This is a genomic window from Hyphomonas sp. ske169 (assembly GCF_056850855.1).
This window is the reverse complement of record NZ_CP096146.1, coordinates 416,077-434,732: the sequence shown is the minus strand read 5'-3', so window position 1 is coordinate 434,732 and position 18,656 is coordinate 416,077. Positions and strand designations below refer to the sequence as shown.

Sequence of the window (18,656 nt, the reverse complement as noted above, 5' to 3'; positions counted from 1 at the left end):
CATTCTGCGGGCTGCACGCACACACGCCGGACTAGTTTAAACCGGTAATTCAGTCGTGTTCTTCAAGCATTCCATCGCGAAGGTGGCGCTTACATCGGCGACTTCGATTTTTGAGATCAGCGCTTTGTAGACCCGGTCATAATCGGCGACTGACTGAACCGCGATCTTCAATAGATAGTCCACGTCTCCGGCCATGCGGTAGAATTCTATCACTTCCGGGATTGCGGTCACGGTCTTTGCGAACTTCTCCAGCCAGGTCGATGAGTGGTCATTCGTCTTGATCGCGACGAAGACGGTTTGGCCTAATCCAAGCATTTCCGGGTCGCAAATAGCAACGCGGGCCTGAATGATGCCATCCTCTTCGAGACGCCGGACACGCCGCCAACATGTGTTGACAGAAACGCTGAGCTTCTCTGCGATTGTCTCCAATGAAACAGTCGAATCGTTCTGAAGAATTTTTAGGATCGACCTATCGGTGTCATCAATATTTTTCATAATGATCGTATATAGCCGAAAAATGTTACTAAATAACCCGGGTATCTCATAATTTTTGCAATGAGTTTCGATATTCATGGGGCTAGGTTGCACGTAAGAGGAGATCACGATGGCTTTTTCGGGTTCGGTGCAGATCGAGTTTTGTGAGCAAAAGCGGTTAGAGTCGCTGGCCGGAATGATCGGCCGCACGCCATTGCTTGCCGTCCATTTGCGATGGAAGGGTGAGCGCCGCGTCATCTTCGCCAAAGCCGAGCACTATAATTTGACTGGCTCGATTAAAGATCGGATGGCGCTGAACATTTTGCGCTGCGCTTATGAGACCGGCGCCTTAAAGCCAGGAGACATTATCGCTGAAGCGACGAGCGGGAATGCTGGGATTGCCATCGCCTCCTTGGGGCGCGCGCTTGGGCATGAAGTGCGGATCTATATGCCGGATTGGATGAGCGATGAACGTAAGTCTTTGTTGCGGTCTTTAGGCGCTGACCTGCATTTGGTCTCACGCGAAGAGGACGGGTTTCTCGGCGCGATCGCGGCAACCGAGAAGCTGGCCGCAACGCGCGATGATGTCTTTCTGCCTTGCCAATTTGCCAATTGCGAAAATTGCAATGCGCATGAAACAACGACCGGTCCCGAAATTCTGAACCAACTCGCATCGATCGGCCGAACGCCTGATGCGTTTATTGCCGGCGTCGGAACCGGCGGGACCGTGATGGGGGTCGGACGGTCGCTTCGCGAGGCCGCGCCACAAGTAAAAATCCATCCGCTCGAACCGGCGGAATCGCCAACGCTTTCAACCGGCTACAAAACCGGTTCGCATCGGATCCAGGGCGTTTCTGACGACTTTATTCCATCCATCGTGAAGTTGGATGAACTCGATTCTGTGGTTTCCGTGAATGATGGTGACGCCATCATCATGGCCCAAAACCTCGCTTCCAAGCTTGGTCTCGCTGTCGGCATATCCTCAGGTGCCAATTTGATTGGTGCACTGGCCGTCCAAGACCAACTTGGAAGCGAGGCAACAGTGGCGACCATATTTTGCGATGATAATAAGAAATACTTATCGACAGACTTGGCGCGTCAGGAACCTGAAAAGCCAGGATATATCTCGCCAAATGTGGAACTGATTGGGTTTGAGAGTGTGCCGTTTTACGCGGCTGAGCCTGCCGCGGCTTCGATCACTGCATAAGCAGCGCGTTCGCTGCACTTCATCGCGATCCGCCGCTTATGTGCATTTGCGATGGCACGGATGAGATGCAGCGCATCATCATTGCCAAACAATTGGTGAAACGGAATCCGATTTAGGTATAAGGACGAGGGCGGGGTGGGGAACCGCCGCTAGGCTTTGACTTCTCTCAGGATGAGGACCGCGATTGTGGCAAACTCAAATCAACGCCCGCTCAAGGGCATTCGCATTCTATCCGTCGAGCAATATGGCGCGGGCCCTTATGGCACCTTGTTGCTGGCGGACCTCGGCGCCGAAGTGATCAAAATCGAAGACCCCTCGCGCAGCGGTGACGTTTCGCGTTCGATAGGGCCTTATATGTTAGGCGAGGGCGATAGCGAGTTTTTTCAAACTTTCTCGCTCGGCAAAAAGTCGGTCACGCTCGACCTGAAATCTGAGACCGGACGAAAGCAGTTTGAGGCTTTGGTCAAAACCGCCGATGCTGTCGCGAACAATCTACGCGGCGATCAACCGGACAAGCTCGGCCTGACTTATGAGGCGCTGAAAGCGGTCAATCCGAAAATCGTCTGCGCGCATCTATCAGCTTATGGCCGCAGGTCAGAGCGTGCGGCTTGGCCGGGCTATGACTATCTGATGCAGGCTGAAGCAGGGTTCATGTCGATGACGGGCGAGCCGGACGGCCCGCCAGTTCGGTTTGGTCTCTCAATGGTCGATTTCCACACCGGCAGCCATATGGCGACGGCTTTGCTCGCGGGGCTGCTTGGCGCGAGCCGCACAGGTGAAGGCTGTGATCTTGATGTTTGCCTGTTCGACACTGCTTTGCACCAGCTCTCTTACCCCGCAACATGGTACCTCAATCAGGGGCATGTTACGGGCCGCTTGCCGCGCGGGGCGCACCCTTCGATTGCGCCGAGCCAATTGGTAAAGACGAGCGATGGTTGGGGCTTATTGATGTGTCAGACGCCGAAATTCTGGCAGCTATGGTGTCAGCTTACCGGGTCTAACCTCGACCAAGATGAGCGCTTTACCAGCATTCCAGCGCGGCGCGAGAATCTAAGCGTGCTGAGCGATGCGGTCGATGATGTGATGAGCGCGAAAACCACAACCGAATGGGTCGAGATACTGGGCGGTTCAGTGCCGTTTGCGCCGGTGCTCGACATCGGACAAGCGCTCGATAGCGACTATGTCCGGCATGTTGAAATGACCGCAAATGTGGCTCATCCCGAGGCGCCATCTGGCGTGCGAACATTGGCCTCGCCGTTCCGCGTAAATGGCAAGCGACCGACCCTCACGCGCGCGCCGAAAATGGGCGAACACAACGGTGAGCTGTTATCAGAGGAGACACCCGCATGAAGCTTGAAGGCGTTAAAGTTCTTGACCTGTCAGCCTTTCTGCCAGGACCTCACATGACCATGATGATGGCGGACCATGGTGCTGACGTGATTATGGTCGAGCCGGCCAATGGAACCGGCGAACCAAGCCGCGCGCTCGGTGAGACAACTGCGGACGGCACGAGCGTTTGGTTCCGCAATATCGCGCGGGGCAAACGTAGCCTGAAAGTGAACTTGAAAGACCCTGATGGCCGAGACCTATTATTGCGATTGGCAGAGACCGCTGATGTGATGGTCGAGGCGTTTAGGCCTGGCGTCGTGAAACGCCTTGGCGTGGACTATGATGCGGTCGCCGCGCGCAATCCTAAAATTGTATATTGTTCTATTTCTGCGTTCGGGCAGATGTCATCTCTGGCGAAGAAGCCGGCCCATGATGTCGCCGTGCAGGCACTTGCGGGATTGATCGACCTCAATCGCGGCAAGACGGATCACCAGCCAACTTTGCCAAATGTTCCCTTTGCCGATGCGAGCGCCTCTCTCATGGCCTTGTCCGCAATCCTGATGGCGCTCTATCGGCGTGAAACGACGGGTGAAGGCGACTATATCGATCTCGCCATGTATGACGCGGCGATCGCTTGGACGCCAAATGTACTGGGTCCGACCTTTGGTGAAAACCGCCCTCCGCGCCCGAAAGAGATGCGCAGCTTTGGCGGCTCTGCGCTGACAAATTTGTATGAAACCTCGGATGGAGAGTTTTTAGCTTTCGCCGGACCCGAGATTAAGTTCGCGACCAATTTGCTCACCGCGCTTGGGCGTCCGGATCTAATCGAAGTCGCGAAAGTGCCACCCGGCCCAGGTCAGGCAGATCTGTGCGCCTATTTCACTGAGACTTTCAAAACCAAAACGCTCGAAGAGTGGAAAGCCTTTTTGGAGCCAATCGATTGCGCCTGGTCGTGGGTGCGGGATTTGAAAGATGCATTCGATGATCCGTATACGGCAGAACGCGGAATGATCTTTAAAGATGACGATGGCCACCGCCATGTCGGACCGCCCATCAAGTTCCTAAACGAACCGCCTCAACCAAACCCGAAAATCCCAAGTTTTGGCGAGCATAGCGAAGCGCTGGCGCAGGAAGCCGGGCTGAGCGTCGAGGCGGCGAAAGCGTTGAAAGAAAAAGGCGTGATATGATGGGTTAAAATTCCCGGCGCATTGGGCCCGCACTTGGCGCCGGTTCAAAAATGGTCGCCTTTGTCCCTGGGCACTGTGCGACGAGGTGCGCGTCGCCTGGCTTATACTTTCCGGTCGTGATTTCCTTCCGGAACTGATCGGCCAGCTGGCGATATCGAGGTTTGGTCTGCGGCATATTAGAGGCTCTTTCTGATCTCGCGCCAATCGGAGGCGAGCTGATCGCGATAACTTGGATCAGCAATACCGATCAAGGCGTCTGCGCGGGCGTCAATGGATTTGTGTTTCAGTTCTGCCACGCCGTGTTCGGTCACCACCATATCGACATCGGCGCGTGAGATAGACGTCGCGTTTTGAGGAAGTCTTGGGATGATCCGGCTGATCGTTCCTTTCCGGGCTGTCGAAGCCAAAGCCAAAACACTGCGTCCGCTTGCTGAGGCAGCCGCCCCGCGCAAGAAGTCGACCAGTCCGCCTGTGCCAGAGATTTGCCGGCCATTGATGAATTCGGCATTGGCCTGACCGAACAGATCAATCTCTATGCAAGAATTTATGGCCTTGAAGTTGGAGAGCTGGGCCATTGTCGAGATGGCGTGCGTATAAGTCACGGGCGCGTATCTGATCCGGTCATCTCGCGCCGCGCGATCATAAAACGCGGTCGTCCCAATCGCCACGCCGGTGGTTACCGCGTCCTCTGTTTCCGCAATCGCGCCTTGGTCCATCAGGTCCGCGAGCGGAGTTGAGATCATGCCAGCATGGATCTTCAGATTGCGGTGATTGCTCAGCGATTTGAGAACCGCTTGTTGGACATTGCCGAGGCCAAATTGAAGCGTGTCGCCGTCGCCGCAAAGCGCAGCAATGCGTGCTCCGATTTGAGTGAACGTTTGCGGCAGGTCATTCTCGCTGACATGAGCCAGAGGGTGCTCAGCTTCGACGACGGTGTGGAAACGATCAATTGGAAACCGCTCGGCATTTGGAGGCGCCTGAAGGCATGCGTTCACGATACCGAATAAGGGGATATCAGGACGCGCCAAAATCAGCTGAGAAAAGTCCGCAGAAACACCGAGCGTAACCATGCCATCCGCATCAGGTGGGCTTATCATAATCACCCCTGCATCAATCTGCGTCTGAGATAGCCAGGTTGTGCTCTGAGTATAGCTGAGCGGATGAAAGCGTGTTCGCCCTGCCTCGAACGAAGGGCGCAAAGCTGGTGAGATAAATATGCTATTGGCGCTTGTGCTTGAGTGCAGGCTGGCCCAGTCGGTTCGGTTGACGCCCGGAATCCAAATCCCGAGAAACTCTAAGCCTTTGGCCAGCTCTGGATCATCGCGAAAGAGATCGACCAGGGGCAAGGGTTCGCCGCTGCATCCCGCGACATAGAGACGAGCATGGTCTGGCAGGGATTGCCGGAAGGCCGCAAATGCACGTGCAAGAGATTTAGAGCTCATTTTTTGACCGGTGACGTAAGTTTCGGGAACACTCAACCACATTCTTTGCGTGGGCAGCAGAATATGTCCGGACAAATTTCGAAAACTCCAATTCTGACGGCACTTTCGGGCATCCATTCGCGACCCGCGAATGAGCAGGCGGAGGTGCGCGGCGGTTGCTGCAGGCCTACGCGATATCGCGCTCGGCGCAGACGCCATGGGAAGCGGCTGCCCATGCTGCCTGGTTTAGAGTGGTAGCTATTTGAACTTAAACACCGGCGCGCGCTTTTCGAGAAAGGCGCGGTAGCCGTCTTGGAAGTCCTCATTGGCGAAGCCTTCTAAGAACAAGTTCGCAGCCGGTTCGGCATCATCGCTCCACCCGGATTGAAGGCCAGCGATCATCTTTTTAATGGCCCGTGTTGACCATTGCGAGATGGTGCCGATTTCTATCGCGAACGCCCGTGCCGCTTCAAGAGCGCCACCCGTATCCACCAAACGATCGATTAGTTTCATTTCCTTAGCTTCGTCAGCCAAGAAGATGCGGCCAGTGAAGAGAATGTCTTTCGTTGCGCCCGGGCCGATGGCTTGCAGAAGGCGCCTCGTATCGCCAGCAGGATAGACGAGACCTAGCTTGCCTGGCGTGACTCCGAACTTCGATTGGGCGCTCGCGACTCTTAGATCACACGCCATCGCCAAGCTGACACCGCCGCCGACACAGGCGCCATCAATCGCTGCCATAGTCGGCTTTGGGCAGGCCTCTACCGCGTTCAGCGCCGCAGCGATTGTGTCGCCCGCAGCTTTGGCGCTGTCTTTGGTGGCATAAGTTTGCTCAAATTCTGAGATATCCGCGCCCGCTGCGAACGCGCCTGCATCGCCGCCATGGATGAGCAGGACTTTGGTCTCCGGATCACGCACAGCCTCGTCGACCAGGTTCGGAATAGCCGCCCACATGTCCACGGATAACGCGTTGCGCTTTTCAGGCTTGTTCAAGACGATTTCCGCAAGCGGAGCGGCGCGGTCTAAGCGAATAGAAGCGGTCAAGGGGCGTCCTCGGCAAAGGCTCCAATTGGAGCGGGTGCGCCTGTATTCGCAATTTAGGCCGTGCGACGCAAGAAGCCTTGAAACCCGGCCGGCCCCATGCGGCGGCCGCCCATGCCGGAGAGCTTGAAACTGTGCTTCTCGGCCTCATGGAACAGCGCGGTGAGGGCGGCGTCATCAATATCGCCTTGCTCCTCAAAAATGACTGGACCGAGATGGCCTTGGCCAATGTCTGGCCAGTTCAAATCTCCGATATCGCGCTGTTAAGCCGCGCTAATTCGCTTGCATCGGCGGGGCAGCTTAAATACATGGGCGCTGAGACTCTCGATGACTGGCGCGACGGTTTCCGCGCGGCCGCATCGTAAACGGACATAAAAATAAAGGACGCCGTATAGATTATGAGCCTGTACACTGAATATTTAGAGCAAATCGAAGCCCGTAAAAAAGACGGATTGCACCCGAAACCGATCGAAGATGCACCACTGGTCGCTGAGCTTATTGCTCAGATTAAAGACACCGGAAACGCGCATCGCGAACAGTCTCTGAATTTCTTTATCTATAATACGCTTCCAGGCACCACCAGTGCCGCTGGCGAGAAGGCCAAGTTCCTCAAAGAGATCATTCTCGGTCAAGAAACGGTAGCTGAAATCAGCCCAAGCTTTGCGTTTGAGCTTCTGTCTCACATGAAGGGCGGCCCTTCGATCGACGTTTTGCTCGATCTCGCACTAGGCGATGATGCGGCGATCGCAACAGAGGCTGCAAAGGTTCTGAAGACCCAAGTCTTCCTGTACGAAGCGGATACCGATCGTCTCGAAGCGGCGCATAAAGTTGGGAATGGTCGCGCGACTGAGATCTTGCAGAGTTACGCCAATGCGGAATTCTTCACCAATCTTCCGGACATTGAAGAAGAGATCAAAGTTGTTACTTTCGTCGTCGCGGTCGGCGATGTTTCAACAGATCTGCTGTCACCGGGCAAAGATGCCCACTCTCGATCAGATCGTGAGCTGCACGGCAAATGCTTGTTCGAGCATGATCAAGAGAAGCAAGCCGCGCTCAAAGCGCTGCAGGCGCAACACCCAGATAAGCGCGTCATGCTGGTCGCCGAAAAAGGCACGATGGGGGTTGGGTCGTCGCGGATGTCAGGTGTGAACAATGTGGCGCTATGGACCGGGGTTCAAGCCAGCCCATATGTGCCGTTCATCAATATTGCACCTGTCGTTGGCGGCACGAATGGCATTTCGCCGATTTTCTACACAACGGTTGGTGTCACCGGCGGGATCGGTGTCGATCTGCAGAACTGGGCGCGGCAGCTCAACCATAATGGCGCGCCAGTTATTGACGAAGATGGTGAGCCGGTTCTTGAGCAGCTTTATTCGGTCGATACAGGCACCGTCCTGACCATCAATACGAAAACCAAGAAGCTCTATAATGATGATGGCGAAGAATTGGTCGACATCGCCAATGCGCTGACCCCGCAAAAGGTCGAGTTCATGAAAGCCGGCGGTTCCTATGCCGTCGTGTTTGGCAAAAAGCTCCAGACCACAGCCGCTGCTATTCTAGGCGTCGAAGCGCCAAGCGTTTACGCGACTTCGAAAGAGGTCACCCAGGAAGGCAAGGGCCTGACCGCGGTTGAGAAAATTTTCAATCGCAACGCCGTCGGCGTCACCCCAGGCAAGAAGCTATATGCTGGCTCAGATGTCCGCGTCAAAGTGAACATTGTTGGCTCGCAAGACACCACCGGCCTGATGACCTCGCAAGAGCTCGAGATGATGGCGGCGACGGTGATTTCTCCAACGGTTGATGGATCGTATCAGTCGGGTTGTCACACCGCGTCTGTTTGGGACATTAAAGCTCAGCGCAATACGCCGAAACTGATGAGCTTTATGAATAAGTTCGGCCTGATTACCGGCCGTGATCCGAAGGGTGTCTATCACCCGATGACGGACGTGATCCACAAAGTTCTGAATGACATTACGGTTGATGATTGGGATGTGATCATTGGCGGAGACTCTCACACACGGATGTCAAAAGGCGTCGCATTCGGCGCTGATTCCGGCACCGTTGCTCTGGCGCTTGCGACTGGTGAGGCGACCATGCCGATCCCGCAATCGGTAAAAGTGACATTCAAAGGAACGCTGAAAGATCACATGGATTTCCGCGATGTGGTGCACGCGACGCAGGCTCAAATGCTTGATGAGTTTGACGGCGACAATGTCTTCCAAGGTCGCATCATTGAGGTGCATATTGGCACCTTGCTCGCCGACCAAGCATTCACGTTCACCGACTGGACGGCTGAGATGAAGGCGAAAGCCTCGATCTGTATTTCAGAGCCTGAAACTCTGATCCAATCGCTTGAGATCGCTAAGAGCCGCATCGGCATCATGATCGAAAAGGGCATGGACAATGAGATTGGCGTTCTGAAAGGACTTGTGGCTAAGGCGGATCAGCGGATTGCTGACATTCGCTCTGGCGAGCGCCCACCGCTAACGCCGGATGCCAACGCTGAGTATGTCGCCGAATTTGTTGTTGATCTGGATAAGATCAACGAGCCGATGATCGCTGATCCAGACGTGAACAATGACGATGTATCGCGTCGCTATACTCACGATACGATCCGCCCAATCTCTTATTATGGCGGCACCAAAGAGGTCGACCTTGGCTTTGTCGGTTCATGTATGATCCACAAAGGCGATATGAAAATCATCTCGCAAATGCTCAAAAACATCGAAGCGCAAAACGGAACGGTTGAATTCAAAGCGCCGCTCGTGGTTGCGCCGCCGACTTACAATATTGTCGATGAGCTCAAAGAAGAGGGTGATTGGGACGTGCTCCAGCGATATTCTGGGTTTGAGTTCAATGATGACTCGCCGAAGAGTACGGCGCGAACTGAATATGAGAACATCATGTATCTCGAGCGTCCTGGTTGTAATCTCTGCATGGGGAACCAAGAGAAAGCTGAGAATGGCGATACGGTGATGGCGACGTCGACCCGCTTGTTCCAAGGCCGGGTTGTCGCCGACAGTGATGAGAAAAAGGGCGAGTCATTGCTAGCGTCGACGCCAGTGGTTGTCCTCTCGACCATTCTGGGCCGGACCCCGACCATTGACGAATATGTTGCCGCCGTGGACGGGATCAACCTCACCAAATACGCGCCGCCGCGCCCTTAAGGCGGTTATAAAAGCGCACAAAAAGAAACCCGGCCCCAATCATGGCGCCGGGTTTTTTGTGTCCTGATCTTGTGAACCTTAACCGCGTTCCACCCTGACGAAAGTCATGGCGAAGGCCGCAAGGCAGAAACTCGCCGCGCCGAACAAGACCGCGAGCAAAGGCACGCCGCCGACAGCTGGCGCGAGACTGCTCTCTAATGAGCGCAAGACTGGGCCCATCGTGCCGCCAACAAGGATCTGTGGCAGGACGATGAAGAAATTGAAGATCCCCATACAGATGCCCATTTTCTTGACCGGCAAAGCATCGGCGAGAATGGCGTAAGGCAAAGCCAAAATTGACCCCCAAGCCATGCCGAGCCCGATCATTGGAATGAGCAAGCCATATTGCGATGCAAACAAATGGTATCCAACAAAGCCCGCTGCACCGGCCAGCAGATTGAAAGCATGAAGGCTGCGCGTGCCGACCTTGCGAGCGATGCCGGCTATGACGAACGCGTAGAGCGCCGCCACGCCATTCTGAACTGCGAACATGATGCCGACCCAGTCGCCCGCATCTTGATAGGCTTTCGAGCTGGCATCGGCGGTTTCCCAGGCCTGTAGGGCGACCGCTGGCGTCGTGTAGATCCACATGATGAAAAGGCCGACCCACGAGAAAAACTGCACGAAGGCCAGACGCTTCATCACACTCGGCATCGTCGTCAAATCCCCAAGCACATCCGACAAGAAGTTCCGGGCATTGCGATCTGTTCTGACGAGCTGGCTGTTCCACAAATAAAGCGCACCAAGAAACAGGAGCCCGCCGCCTAGGATGTAAAATTGTTGGTCGCCTTTTGCGGCATAAACGGCAGCGGTGAAAGCGGCACCGATGGCGGCGATGATGAGGCCCCATTTTGTGAAAAAGCTGGAAGCCGGGCGCTCATCTTTTTCGATCCCGCCTTCTTGTTCAAAAATATTATCCTCGTCTTTACCGAAGGCTTCAAGCTGATCGGGAGAGTATTCTTTGGTTGAGAAAACAGTCCACATCACTGCCATGAACAGCGCCGCGCCACCAATATAGAAAGACCATTTCACATTGTCGGGGATGACGCCGTCTGCGGCTTCATTAGAAACACCAAGCGCGTTGAACACGAACGGTGCGATCGATGCCAGCACAGCCCCCGCGCCGATAAAGATGGTCTGCATGGAATAGCCAAGCGGGCGCTGTTTGCTGGGTAACATATCCCCCACAAAAGCGCGGAATGGCTCCATCGTGATGTTCAAACTCGCGTCTAAGATCCACAGCGTTCCAGCCGCGACCCACAGCCAAGGCGAGTTCGGCATGATGAAGAGCGCGAGCGTTGTCAGAATGGCCCCGACCAGGAAATAGGGGCGGCGACGCCCAAGCGGTCCCCAGGTCTTGTCACTGAAATACCCGATGATTGGCTGCATGATCAGGCCGGTAATCGGGCCAGCGAGCCAGAGCAGCGGCAGCGTGCTCATGTCCGCGCCGAGCGTCTGGAAGATCCGGCTCACATTGCCGTTTTGCAGAGCGAATCCAATCTGAATTCCGAAGAACCCGAATGACATATTCACGATCTGAAACAGATTGAGTTCCGGCTTTCGACCAGAATCTTGCGCGGTGTCGACGCCTCCTGCGACTGCCATGGCGATCCTCCCTTATTCTTGATCGTGGTTTGAGATCAGAACTCTGCCTTGCCAAGCTTTGAGTGTGCGGTTCGATCCCAATTGAAGTGTCTCTTGCGTGTCGGTGAGCGCTTCCGTCCAGGCTCCAGCGACAGGGCCGTCTGTTAGCTCAAAAGAAGCGTCTGTGTCTGACAGGTTGAACAGAACCAATACCCGATTGCCATCTTTCTCACGAGCAAAGCTCAAGACTTGGCTCGGATTATCCGTCGATACCGGAATGATCCGCCCGCCCGCCGCGCCATTATGGAGTGCGCGATTGTTCTTCTTGACCGCAATCAAACGTTTGATCAGCGAACCGTCGGGATGGTCAGCCTGGCTCCAATCGATCGAGTCTCGCTCGAAAAATTCGAGCTGGTTCTGATTGCCGACTTCCTGGCCGTTATGGATCAGCGGAATACCTTCAGTCACAAAAGAGAGGGTCAGCATGGCATGATAGGCGTCGCCATAAATTGCGCCGGTGGAGCCATCCCAAGCGTTTTGGTCATGGTTCTCGGTATACAGCATGCGATAGGCGTCGAGTGGCCAAGTCGAAATCTGTTCGCCGAGAAAGCCTCTAAGGTCGCCCGCATCTGATTGGCCTTTTGCAATCCGCTGCGCGGCCTCCTTCCAGGCCCAGCCATAAGTCGCATCGAACGCGTGTCGATGCAGGTCTCTCTGTTGCCATTCTGCAAGCATGAAGACCGGCTTGATTGTCTCAAGTTCAGCGCGAGCGGTTTCCCAGAAATCGAGCGGTACAAAGCCAGCCACGTCGGCGCGATATCCATCCACGTCGAACTCTTCGACCCAATAGCGCAGCGCGCGTGTCTTGTACTCGCGGAGGGCGGCTTGGTCATAATTCAGATCGATAATGTCGGCCCAGTCCGTCCAGGGTGTGGGATGGAAATCGCCTTTCCAGTCGGTCTCATACCAGTCTGGGTGTTCGGTCACGAGCGGATTGTCCCACGCGGTGTGATTGGCGACCCAATCTAAAATGACTTTGAAACCATGCGCATGGGCGGTGTCTACGAATGCGCGAAAGTCGGCTTTGGTCCCGAACTCGGGGTTTACGCCAAAGTAGTCTTTGACGGCATATGGGCTACCCAAGCTTCCTTTTCGGTTGACCTCTCCAATCGGGTGAATGGGCATGAGCCAAAGAATATCGACGCCGAGCGCCTTCAGGCGGGGGAGGTGGGATTGAGCGGCATTGAAAGTGCCTTCAGGCGTGAATTGCCGTGTGTTGATCTGATAAATCACCGCGTCTTTGGCCCAGTCTGGGTGCTGAATTTGCACATATGGGGTGGGTTTATAGGGTGAGATGTTGCTCAGATTTGCAGGATTTTGCGAAACCACGATGTTTTGAGTGCAAGCCGCGGCACACAGAAATAGGGCGAAAGCAATAATGCGGCTGGTCATTTCCCTAATTCCTCCCGATACGCTTGTTTAAATATGTGAACGTCTTTGAGCTATAAAGCGCAATTCTGTCGGTTTGGCAATTTTGGTTCTCGAAAGAATCCAGTTGACCTCGTGCGAGAGGTTGAGGAGTATGGATAGGAAATTGCAAAAATTTGCGGGAGTGTTATGTGACTCGAACGAAGACCTTTTTGATTGCGGGAGCCGTCGCGCTTTTAGGTGCGTGTTCGGCGGGTGAGCCACCGGCGATACGCTCCGACGCAAGCGCGCCAGGGGCGCCGGGCGCGGCTCCGACTTGGTCGAATGCCGAGAAAATTGCGATCGGCTCATCTTACGAGGCTTATGATGAGACCGGGCAATATTCTGCTGCTAGCCCAACCGCGCCAATCTCCAAAGTCTGGTTCTCGCTTGGCAAGGATCGGATCACCGAGGTGATGTGGGGATTGATCCACGAAGCGCAGTTACGTGAAATCCAATTCCTGCTTGTCGGCCCGGAAGGAATATCGGCGCCCGCGTCTGTCGAAATTGCAATTGAAGGGGGCGATCGCCCGATTTCACCGGCGCCGACTTTGGTATTCGAGTATCCGGATTTAAGTCGCTCGATAAGCATCACGACATTCGCAGATCCCGACCGCGATGTGTTGATCATGAAAGCGAGCACCTCTGAACCACTCCCAGATGGCGTTCAACTGTTCGCCTATCTAGATCCGGCGATGGCGAATACAGGCAACGCCGACCAGGCAAGAGTGATCGATGCCGGTCTTCATGCCTTTGAAGGCGAAGCGCACCTCTTTGCGCGGCTCGCCGATGCGCCATCTGAGCAAGTGTCGGTCGGTTATGTGGGGGAATCGGATGGATTCGCGGATCTCACAGTTGGCGGACTCGATGCGGTCTATCGTGAGGCCGACGAAGCCGGAAACGTTGCTGGGGTCATCGCATTCGATTTTAATGAGATTGAAGGTGCAGCGGCGCCTTTGGAGTCGACCCTCCTGGTCGGGTTTGGGGAAACGTTTGAGCAAGCAAAACAAAGCGCAGACGAAGCTGCGGCTCAGTCTGTTTCCGCGATTCTCCAAAAATACTCAGATGAGTGGCGCGGATATTTGGATTCGCTTGAAGGCTTGCCTGAGATTTCCGAGGCATCGGGCGATGGCGGTGCGCTTGCTCGCATGTCCGCGATCAATCTTAAGATCATGGAAGACAAAACTCATGCCGGGGCATTGATTGCCTCACTGTCGAATCCATGGGGCGAAACGGCGCCAGCTGATCAACCGCAGACCGGTTACAAAGCCGTCTGGCCTAGGGATTTCTTCCAAGTCGCGTCGGCCTTCTTGGCGCTGGGAGATGCAGAAACTGCGCGCGCGGCCTATCGCTATTTACCCGCCGTGCAAGTGACTGAAGATACGCCGGGCAATCGTGGCGTGACCGGCTGGTTCCTTCAAAAAACCCATGTTGATGGCGAGATTGAATGGGTAGCGATCCAGCAAGATCAAACGGCGATGCCCATCATGCTTGGCTGGAAGCTGTGGCAAGCCGGCGTAATTTCTGATGCGGAGATGGGGCAATCCTACCAGGCCATGTTGAAGCCAGCGGCAGATTTCCTCGTGAATGGTGGCCGACCAAATATTCTTTGGAATACGGAGTTTGAGGCCCGGCTCGGCTATACCCAGCAAGAGCGGTGGGAAGAACAAGAGGGCTACTCGCCATCAACGGTTGCCGCGGTCATCTCTGGACTGGTCTCTGCCGCAGATTTGGCAGAGCGCTTCGGTGATCCGGCAGATGCGGAAACCTATCTCGCGGCGGCGGATGAGCTTGAGGCTAATCTTGAGCGCTGGATGTTCACGACCAATGGTGATCTCGGTGACGGGGGCTATTTCATCCGCGTCACGCGAGACCAAGACCCGAATGATAAAACGCGCCTAGGTGACAATAATGGCCGTCCCGGCCTGGCCGAAGATCAGATCGTTGATGGCGGCTTTTTGGAGCTCGTGCGCTATGGTGTGCGGGCGTGGGATGCGCCGAGCATCCAGGCGACGCTGGACGTGCTTGATGCGGCCCACGCTGACAATTTGCGCGTGCGGTATGAGTTTGGTGACGGGCGTCTGGGTTGGCGACGCTATGGGAATGACGGCTATGGCGAAGATGGCGAAGCTGGCACCAATTACCACGAGATTGACGGCGGTAATACGCCCGGGCAGCGAGGGCGCGTCTGGCCCTTCTTCTCGGGCGAGCGCGCGCATTTCGAGCTCGAGGATCTTCGTCATCAAAGAGAGAAATTCTCGCCCAATCATCCAGAAATCCAGCGCGCTCAACACACAATCCGTAATTTGGTATTGAGCATGGAGGCCTTCGCGAATGAGGGGCTAAGCCTGCCAGAGCAAGTTTGGGACGGCATTGGAGAAAATCCGTTTGGCTATGAGCTTGGCGAGGGCACAAATTCTGCGACCCCGCTCGCCTGGACCCACGCGGAATATATCAAGCTTCTAAGATCGATCGCGGATGAAGGCGTATGGGATCGGTATCCGATCGTTGAGGCGCGCTATTCTGACAGCCCGGCCAATCAGTCGGAGGATTGATCTTCCGATAGGAGGAAGGTGAGGATTTGGTCGGCCCGGGCCGCCCAAGCGCCTTCACTATGATCGGTGTCGGGAAAGTCGCGAAACACCGCTTGGGTTTCGGTCCAGCCTTGCGCGCGGAACCAGGTTTCCATCGCTTCTGCATGAGGGGGGTAGGCGGCATCAAGCGTTTCTGTGCCATGGTCGAACCAGATTGTGTGCTTGAGCGGGTCCAGGCCGCTTTCGCTGAGATAGGCTTGCATGGCGGCGTCCGCTTGTTGGGCGATCGCGCCCTCTGGTTCCGTCAGCGGCCAGTGGATCGATACGGCGGCGGCGCGGCTGAACGTATCAGGATACTCGGCCAGGGCATAAAGCGATATCAGCCCACCCATGCTCGAGCCCATTATATAAGTTGTCTCGGCCTCAGGGCGGGTCGCAAAAGTCGCGTCGATATAGGGTTTCAATTCATCGATGATAAAAGTCAGATACGCGTCGGCTTTAAGCTCGGGTAGCGTAGGGCCAAGCCATTCAGATGACGTGTCTCCAGACAGGCTTTCGATGACGTGCTGCGGCGCGTATTCTTGCCAGCGCTCATCGGTGTTCCAAATCCCGACAATGATGGCTGGGGGCACTGTTCCGTCACCTATGAGCTGTGCTGCGGTCTCGTCGAGACCCCACTCAACGCCGCCATAAGAGCGTCCCGGCTCAAACAGGTTTTGGCCGTCATGCGCATAGATGACCGGGTAGCCGGTCTTGCTATCCGGCGCATAATTGGGTGGCAGCCAGATCGAGATGTTCCGCGCTTGAACGTGTTCTGATCCGAAATTAGAAATCTCGACAAGCTGTGCTTCGGCCGGACTCAGTGCGTCTGTGTCCGAAGTGGAGTCCGTGTTGGTGGAGGTGGTTGGTTCGAGGCTGCACGCGCCCAATGCGATGGTGATGGCGGCAATTCTCAAAAAGGGTTTCATTGCTGTCTCCGCGGCTTATTCCGTTGGCGTGAATTCGATCGCCGCTCCGCCGCCGGGTGCGAGATTTAGAGTAAGCTCGCTATTTCTATTCACCGGTTTGGTCATCACATTTAAAGGATAAGGGTTGGTCCGCCAGTCGGCCGATGCGCCATCCCGATAGATCCTGGCCTCGTACGACCCGTCCTCCAAAAATGAGAGCGGGAGCGTGATTTCGCGCGGCGCTTCGTCCGCCACGGCGCCGACATACCACGCTCCGGAATTTCGGTCCTTGCGCGCCATGATCGCAAATTCGCCGGGGTAGCCATCGAGCATGATCGACTCGCTCCAATCGACCGGAACCCGCTTGATAAACTCAAACGCTTCAGGCTGAGCCTCATAATTGCGCGGTAAGTCGGCGGCCATTTGGATTGGGCTGTGTAACAAGACATAGAGGGCGAGTTGTTTTGCAAGCGTGGTTTGAACCCGTGGGTCTTGGTCAACCGGATTGCCGAAACTGAGATCGAAAATGCCCGGCGTGAAATCCATCGGCCCTGAGAGCATGCGCGTGAAGGGCAGGATGGTTGTGTGTGCTGGGTCATTCGGCGGCTGACCCCAGGCATTATACTCTTGGCCGCGCGCGCCTTCTCTCGAAAATGCGTTCGGATAGGTACGGCGCAAGCCGGTATCTTTCACCGGCTCATGCGCATTGATCGTGATCTTGTGCTTCGCCGCAAGTTTAAGGGCGCGCAAATGATGGTTCACGGCATATTGGCCATCATGCCACTCTTTGTAGACTTTGCCATCTTCATCGCGCCGAGTGATCTCGCCGCCATCGGCGACATATCCGGTCTTAATCGCGGGAATGCCAAGCGATTGGTAGAGGGTATAGGCGTCGACGATCTGTTCTTCATAATTGGTGATCGCGCCAGATGTCTCGTGATGACCAATCAAGTAAACCCCGCGGGCGGCGCCATAGGCGGCGAGGGCCGCTAGGTCGAAATCGGGATAGGCAGCGGTGAAGCTGAAAATTTCTCCATTTGAAAACCAGTCGCCGTCCCAGCCAAAATTCCAACCTTCGACGAGCACGCCGTCAAAGCCATGCTCTGCGGCGAAGTCGATATAGGCTTTGGTGCGCTCGGTCGTGGCGCCATGGTTTTCGCCTGATCCCCACGTGCATTCATTGATGTGCATGCACCACCAGATGCCGATATATTTGCTGGGCTTGGCCCACGAAACATCGCCCAAGGCATTGGGTTCGTTGAGATTTAGGATGAGATCTGAATTCGCCAGCCCGGCTGCGGTGTCTGCCACTTGTACAGTGCGCCATGGTGTCTTGAAGGCGCCATCGGTCTTAACTTTGGTGCCATCCGACCAAGGCGCGAGTTCGGCTTCGATCGTGCCGGGGCGTCGCTGGTTGAGCCACATGCCCGCATAGTCGACGAGCGCGGCCTCGTGGATGGAAAGGAATGGGCCTTGGTTCGGCAATTCCATCGTCATTGGCGTATGGGCGCGCGGGACCGCTTGGAGTTCAGTCTCTTGATAGAGTTCTTCGTACCGGTTCCAGCCGGCGGCAGGAATCCACCAAGTTTTGGCGGTCGGGTCGATGCGGAATTCAGTCAGTTCATCGGTTAGCGCGCGGGTGCCAAAATCAGCGACTTCATAGCGAAAGCCCAAACCGTCATCGAAAACGCGAGCGCGGAGCGTGAAGGCGGGTGAGCCATCTTCGAGCGTGATCTTAGCGGCAAGTTCATTGTGATGGTCGCGGATGAATTGCCGCTCGCCCCAGGGCTGTTCCCATGTTTCATCTGCGGCGGCGTAGGTGACCGACGCGATCTTCAAATTATGATTTAGATCCGGTCCGGACGCGAATGCCAGACCAAGCTGCGACGGTGCGATGATCTGCTCGCCAGACCATTCCGCGGACCAGGCGAGTTGGCCATTCTCCGCTTTCAGGGCAAAATTTAGCTTTCCAGATGGGGAGCTTATGTGGGCGCGATTGTGTTCGCCGCCGTCAGGCGCATCAGCGGCGGCGTCCAGTCCAGATGCGCCGTCGATCACGCAGGCGGTCAGGGCTAACGTGATCAAGGCGGCCGCGCCTGTATATATCTTCCGCATCTCTTTCTCCTTGAGCTTGGATCGAGTTTAAGGCGCGCCTGCAAATCAATGCAATAAAAAAATTGGAAGCTGAGAAAAATGCACTCAGAATTAACATATTCGAACGGTGAGCGGCTTGTCAGTGATGCAAAATAATGAAAAAACTAA

The 18,656-nt window shown here is 55.4% G+C and carries 14 protein-coding genes; 6 read left to right on the top strand and 8 right to left on the bottom strand.

The window, feature by feature from the left end; all coding sequences use genetic code 11:
* Window positions 1–36: 36 nt before the first annotated feature.
* Window positions 37–486, bottom strand: coding sequence for an Lrp/AsnC family transcriptional regulator (locus tag MY069_RS02125; RefSeq protein WP_482796741.1), 450 nt, complete (start codon window positions 484–486; stop codon window positions 37–39).
* 118 nt (window positions 487–604) lie between these two features.
* Here MY069_RS02125 and MY069_RS02120 point away from each other — a divergent pair, with 118 nt between their 5' ends.
* The 3 genes from MY069_RS02120 (at window position 605) to MY069_RS02110 (ending at window position 4,197) form a co-directional block, all read left to right on the top strand.
* On the top strand, window positions 605–1,681 hold the full coding sequence (locus MY069_RS02120) for a PLP-dependent cysteine synthase family protein (RefSeq protein WP_482795429.1): 1,077 nt from the start codon (window positions 605–607) through the stop codon (window positions 1,679–1,681).
* Between the two features lie 186 nt (window positions 1,682–1,867).
* Complete coding sequence (locus MY069_RS02115) at window positions 1,868–3,031, top strand: CaiB/BaiF CoA transferase family protein (protein ID WP_482795428.1); 1,164 nt, start codon at window positions 1,868–1,870, stop codon at window positions 3,029–3,031.
* Window positions 3,028–4,197, top strand: coding sequence for a CaiB/BaiF CoA transferase family protein (locus MY069_RS02110; protein ID WP_482795427.1), 1,170 nt, complete (start codon window positions 3,028–3,030; stop codon window positions 4,195–4,197). Before MY069_RS02115 ends, MY069_RS02110 begins: the two co-directional genes overlap by 4 nt.
* A 4-nt stretch (window positions 4,198–4,201) precedes the next feature.
* On the opposite strand, the gene MY069_RS02105 is transcribed toward MY069_RS02110, so the two are convergent.
* From MY069_RS02105 to MY069_RS02095, 3 genes are all read right to left on the bottom strand, one after another.
* Window positions 4,202–4,372: a hypothetical protein gene (locus MY069_RS02105; RefSeq protein WP_482795426.1), complete on the bottom strand. Its 171-nt coding sequence runs from the start codon at window positions 4,370–4,372 to the stop codon at window positions 4,202–4,204.
* A gap of 1 nt (window position 4,373) precedes the next feature.
* Window positions 4,374–5,639 (bottom strand): acetyl-CoA hydrolase/transferase family protein, encoded by a 1,266-nt coding sequence (locus MY069_RS02100; protein WP_482795425.1) that lies wholly within the window; start codon window positions 5,637–5,639, stop codon window positions 4,374–4,376.
* A 237-nt stretch (window positions 5,640–5,876) separates the two neighbouring features.
* Window positions 5,877–6,659 (bottom strand): enoyl-CoA hydratase/isomerase family protein, encoded by a 783-nt coding sequence (locus tag MY069_RS02095; protein WP_482795424.1) that lies wholly within the window; start codon window positions 6,657–6,659, stop codon window positions 5,877–5,879.
* A gap of 77 nt (window positions 6,660–6,736) precedes the next feature.
* Here MY069_RS02095 and MY069_RS02090 point away from each other — a divergent pair, with 77 nt between their 5' ends.
* Both MY069_RS02090 and MY069_RS02085 read left to right on the top strand, forming a co-directional pair.
* Window positions 6,737–7,021 (top strand): hypothetical protein, encoded by a 285-nt coding sequence (locus MY069_RS02090; protein WP_482795423.1) that lies wholly within the window; start codon window positions 6,737–6,739, stop codon window positions 7,019–7,021.
* Window positions 7,022–7,054: 33 nt separating this feature from the next.
* Window positions 7,055–9,823: a bifunctional aconitate hydratase 2/2-methylisocitrate dehydratase gene (locus MY069_RS02085; RefSeq protein ID WP_482795422.1), complete on the top strand. Its 2,769-nt coding sequence runs from the start codon at window positions 7,055–7,057 to the stop codon at window positions 9,821–9,823.
* A 78-nt stretch (window positions 9,824–9,901) separates the two neighbouring features.
* Here MY069_RS02085 and MY069_RS02080 read toward each other — a convergent pair whose 3' ends face one another.
* Entirely contained in the window at window positions 9,902–11,467 is a 1,566-nt protein-coding gene (locus MY069_RS02080; protein ID WP_482795421.1) for an MFS transporter, read from the bottom strand.
* Between the two features lie 12 nt (window positions 11,468–11,479).
* Window positions 11,480–12,898 carry an alpha-amylase family glycosyl hydrolase gene (locus MY069_RS02075; protein ID WP_482795420.1) on the bottom strand — a complete coding sequence of 473 codons (1,419 nt, stop codon included), beginning with the start codon at window positions 12,896–12,898 and terminating at the stop codon, window positions 11,480–11,482.
* 167 nt (window positions 12,899–13,065) lie between these two features.
* Here MY069_RS02075 and MY069_RS02070 point away from each other — a divergent pair, with 167 nt between their 5' ends.
* The gene (locus tag MY069_RS02070; protein ID WP_482795419.1) at window positions 13,066–15,468 is read left to right on the top strand and encodes a glycoside hydrolase family 15 protein; all 2,403 of its coding nucleotides are present in this window, start codon (window positions 13,066–13,068) and stop codon (window positions 15,466–15,468) included.
* On the opposite strand, the gene MY069_RS02065 is transcribed toward MY069_RS02070, so the two are convergent.
* Complete coding sequence (locus MY069_RS02065; protein ID WP_482795418.1) at window positions 15,453–16,415, bottom strand: alpha/beta hydrolase; 963 nt, start codon at window positions 16,413–16,415, stop codon at window positions 15,453–15,455. The two genes, MY069_RS02070 and MY069_RS02065, sit on opposite strands and share 16 nt — an antisense overlap.
* 15 nt (window positions 16,416–16,430) lie before the next feature.
* A complete protein-coding gene (locus MY069_RS02060; RefSeq protein ID WP_482795417.1) occupies window positions 16,431–18,509 on the bottom strand; it encodes a glycoside hydrolase family 97 protein in 2,079 nt (692 codons plus the stop codon).
* Between the last annotated feature and the right edge of the window lie 147 nt (window positions 18,510–18,656).

Coding starts and splice junctions, on each gene's coding strand:
- MY069_RS02105 (WP_482795426.1), bottom strand. CDS start 4,372: ATGCCGCAGACCAAACCTCGATATCGCCAGCTGGCCGATCAGTTCCGG.
- MY069_RS02110 (WP_482795427.1), top strand. CDS start 3,028: ATGAAGCTTGAAGGCGTTAAAGTTCTTGACCTGTCAGCCTTTCTGCCA.
- MY069_RS02100 (WP_482795425.1), bottom strand. CDS start 5,639: ATGAGCTCTAAATCTCTTGCACGTGCATTTGCGGCCTTCCGGCAATCC.
- MY069_RS02065 (WP_482795418.1), bottom strand. CDS start 16,415: ATGAAACCCTTTTTGAGAATTGCCGCCATCACCATCGCATTGGGCGCG.
- MY069_RS02120 (WP_482795429.1), top strand. CDS start 605: ATGGCTTTTTCGGGTTCGGTGCAGATCGAGTTTTGTGAGCAAAAGCGG.
- MY069_RS02085 (WP_482795422.1), top strand. CDS start 7,055: ATGAGCCTGTACACTGAATATTTAGAGCAAATCGAAGCCCGTAAAAAA.
- MY069_RS02075 (WP_482795420.1), bottom strand. CDS start 12,898: ATGACCAGCCGCATTATTGCTTTCGCCCTATTTCTGTGTGCCGCGGCT.
- MY069_RS02060 (WP_482795417.1), bottom strand. CDS start 18,509: ATGCGGAAGATATATACAGGCGCGGCCGCCTTGATCACGTTAGCCCTG.
- MY069_RS02080 (WP_482795421.1), bottom strand. CDS start 11,467: ATGGCAGTCGCAGGAGGCGTCGACACCGCGCAAGATTCTGGTCGAAAG.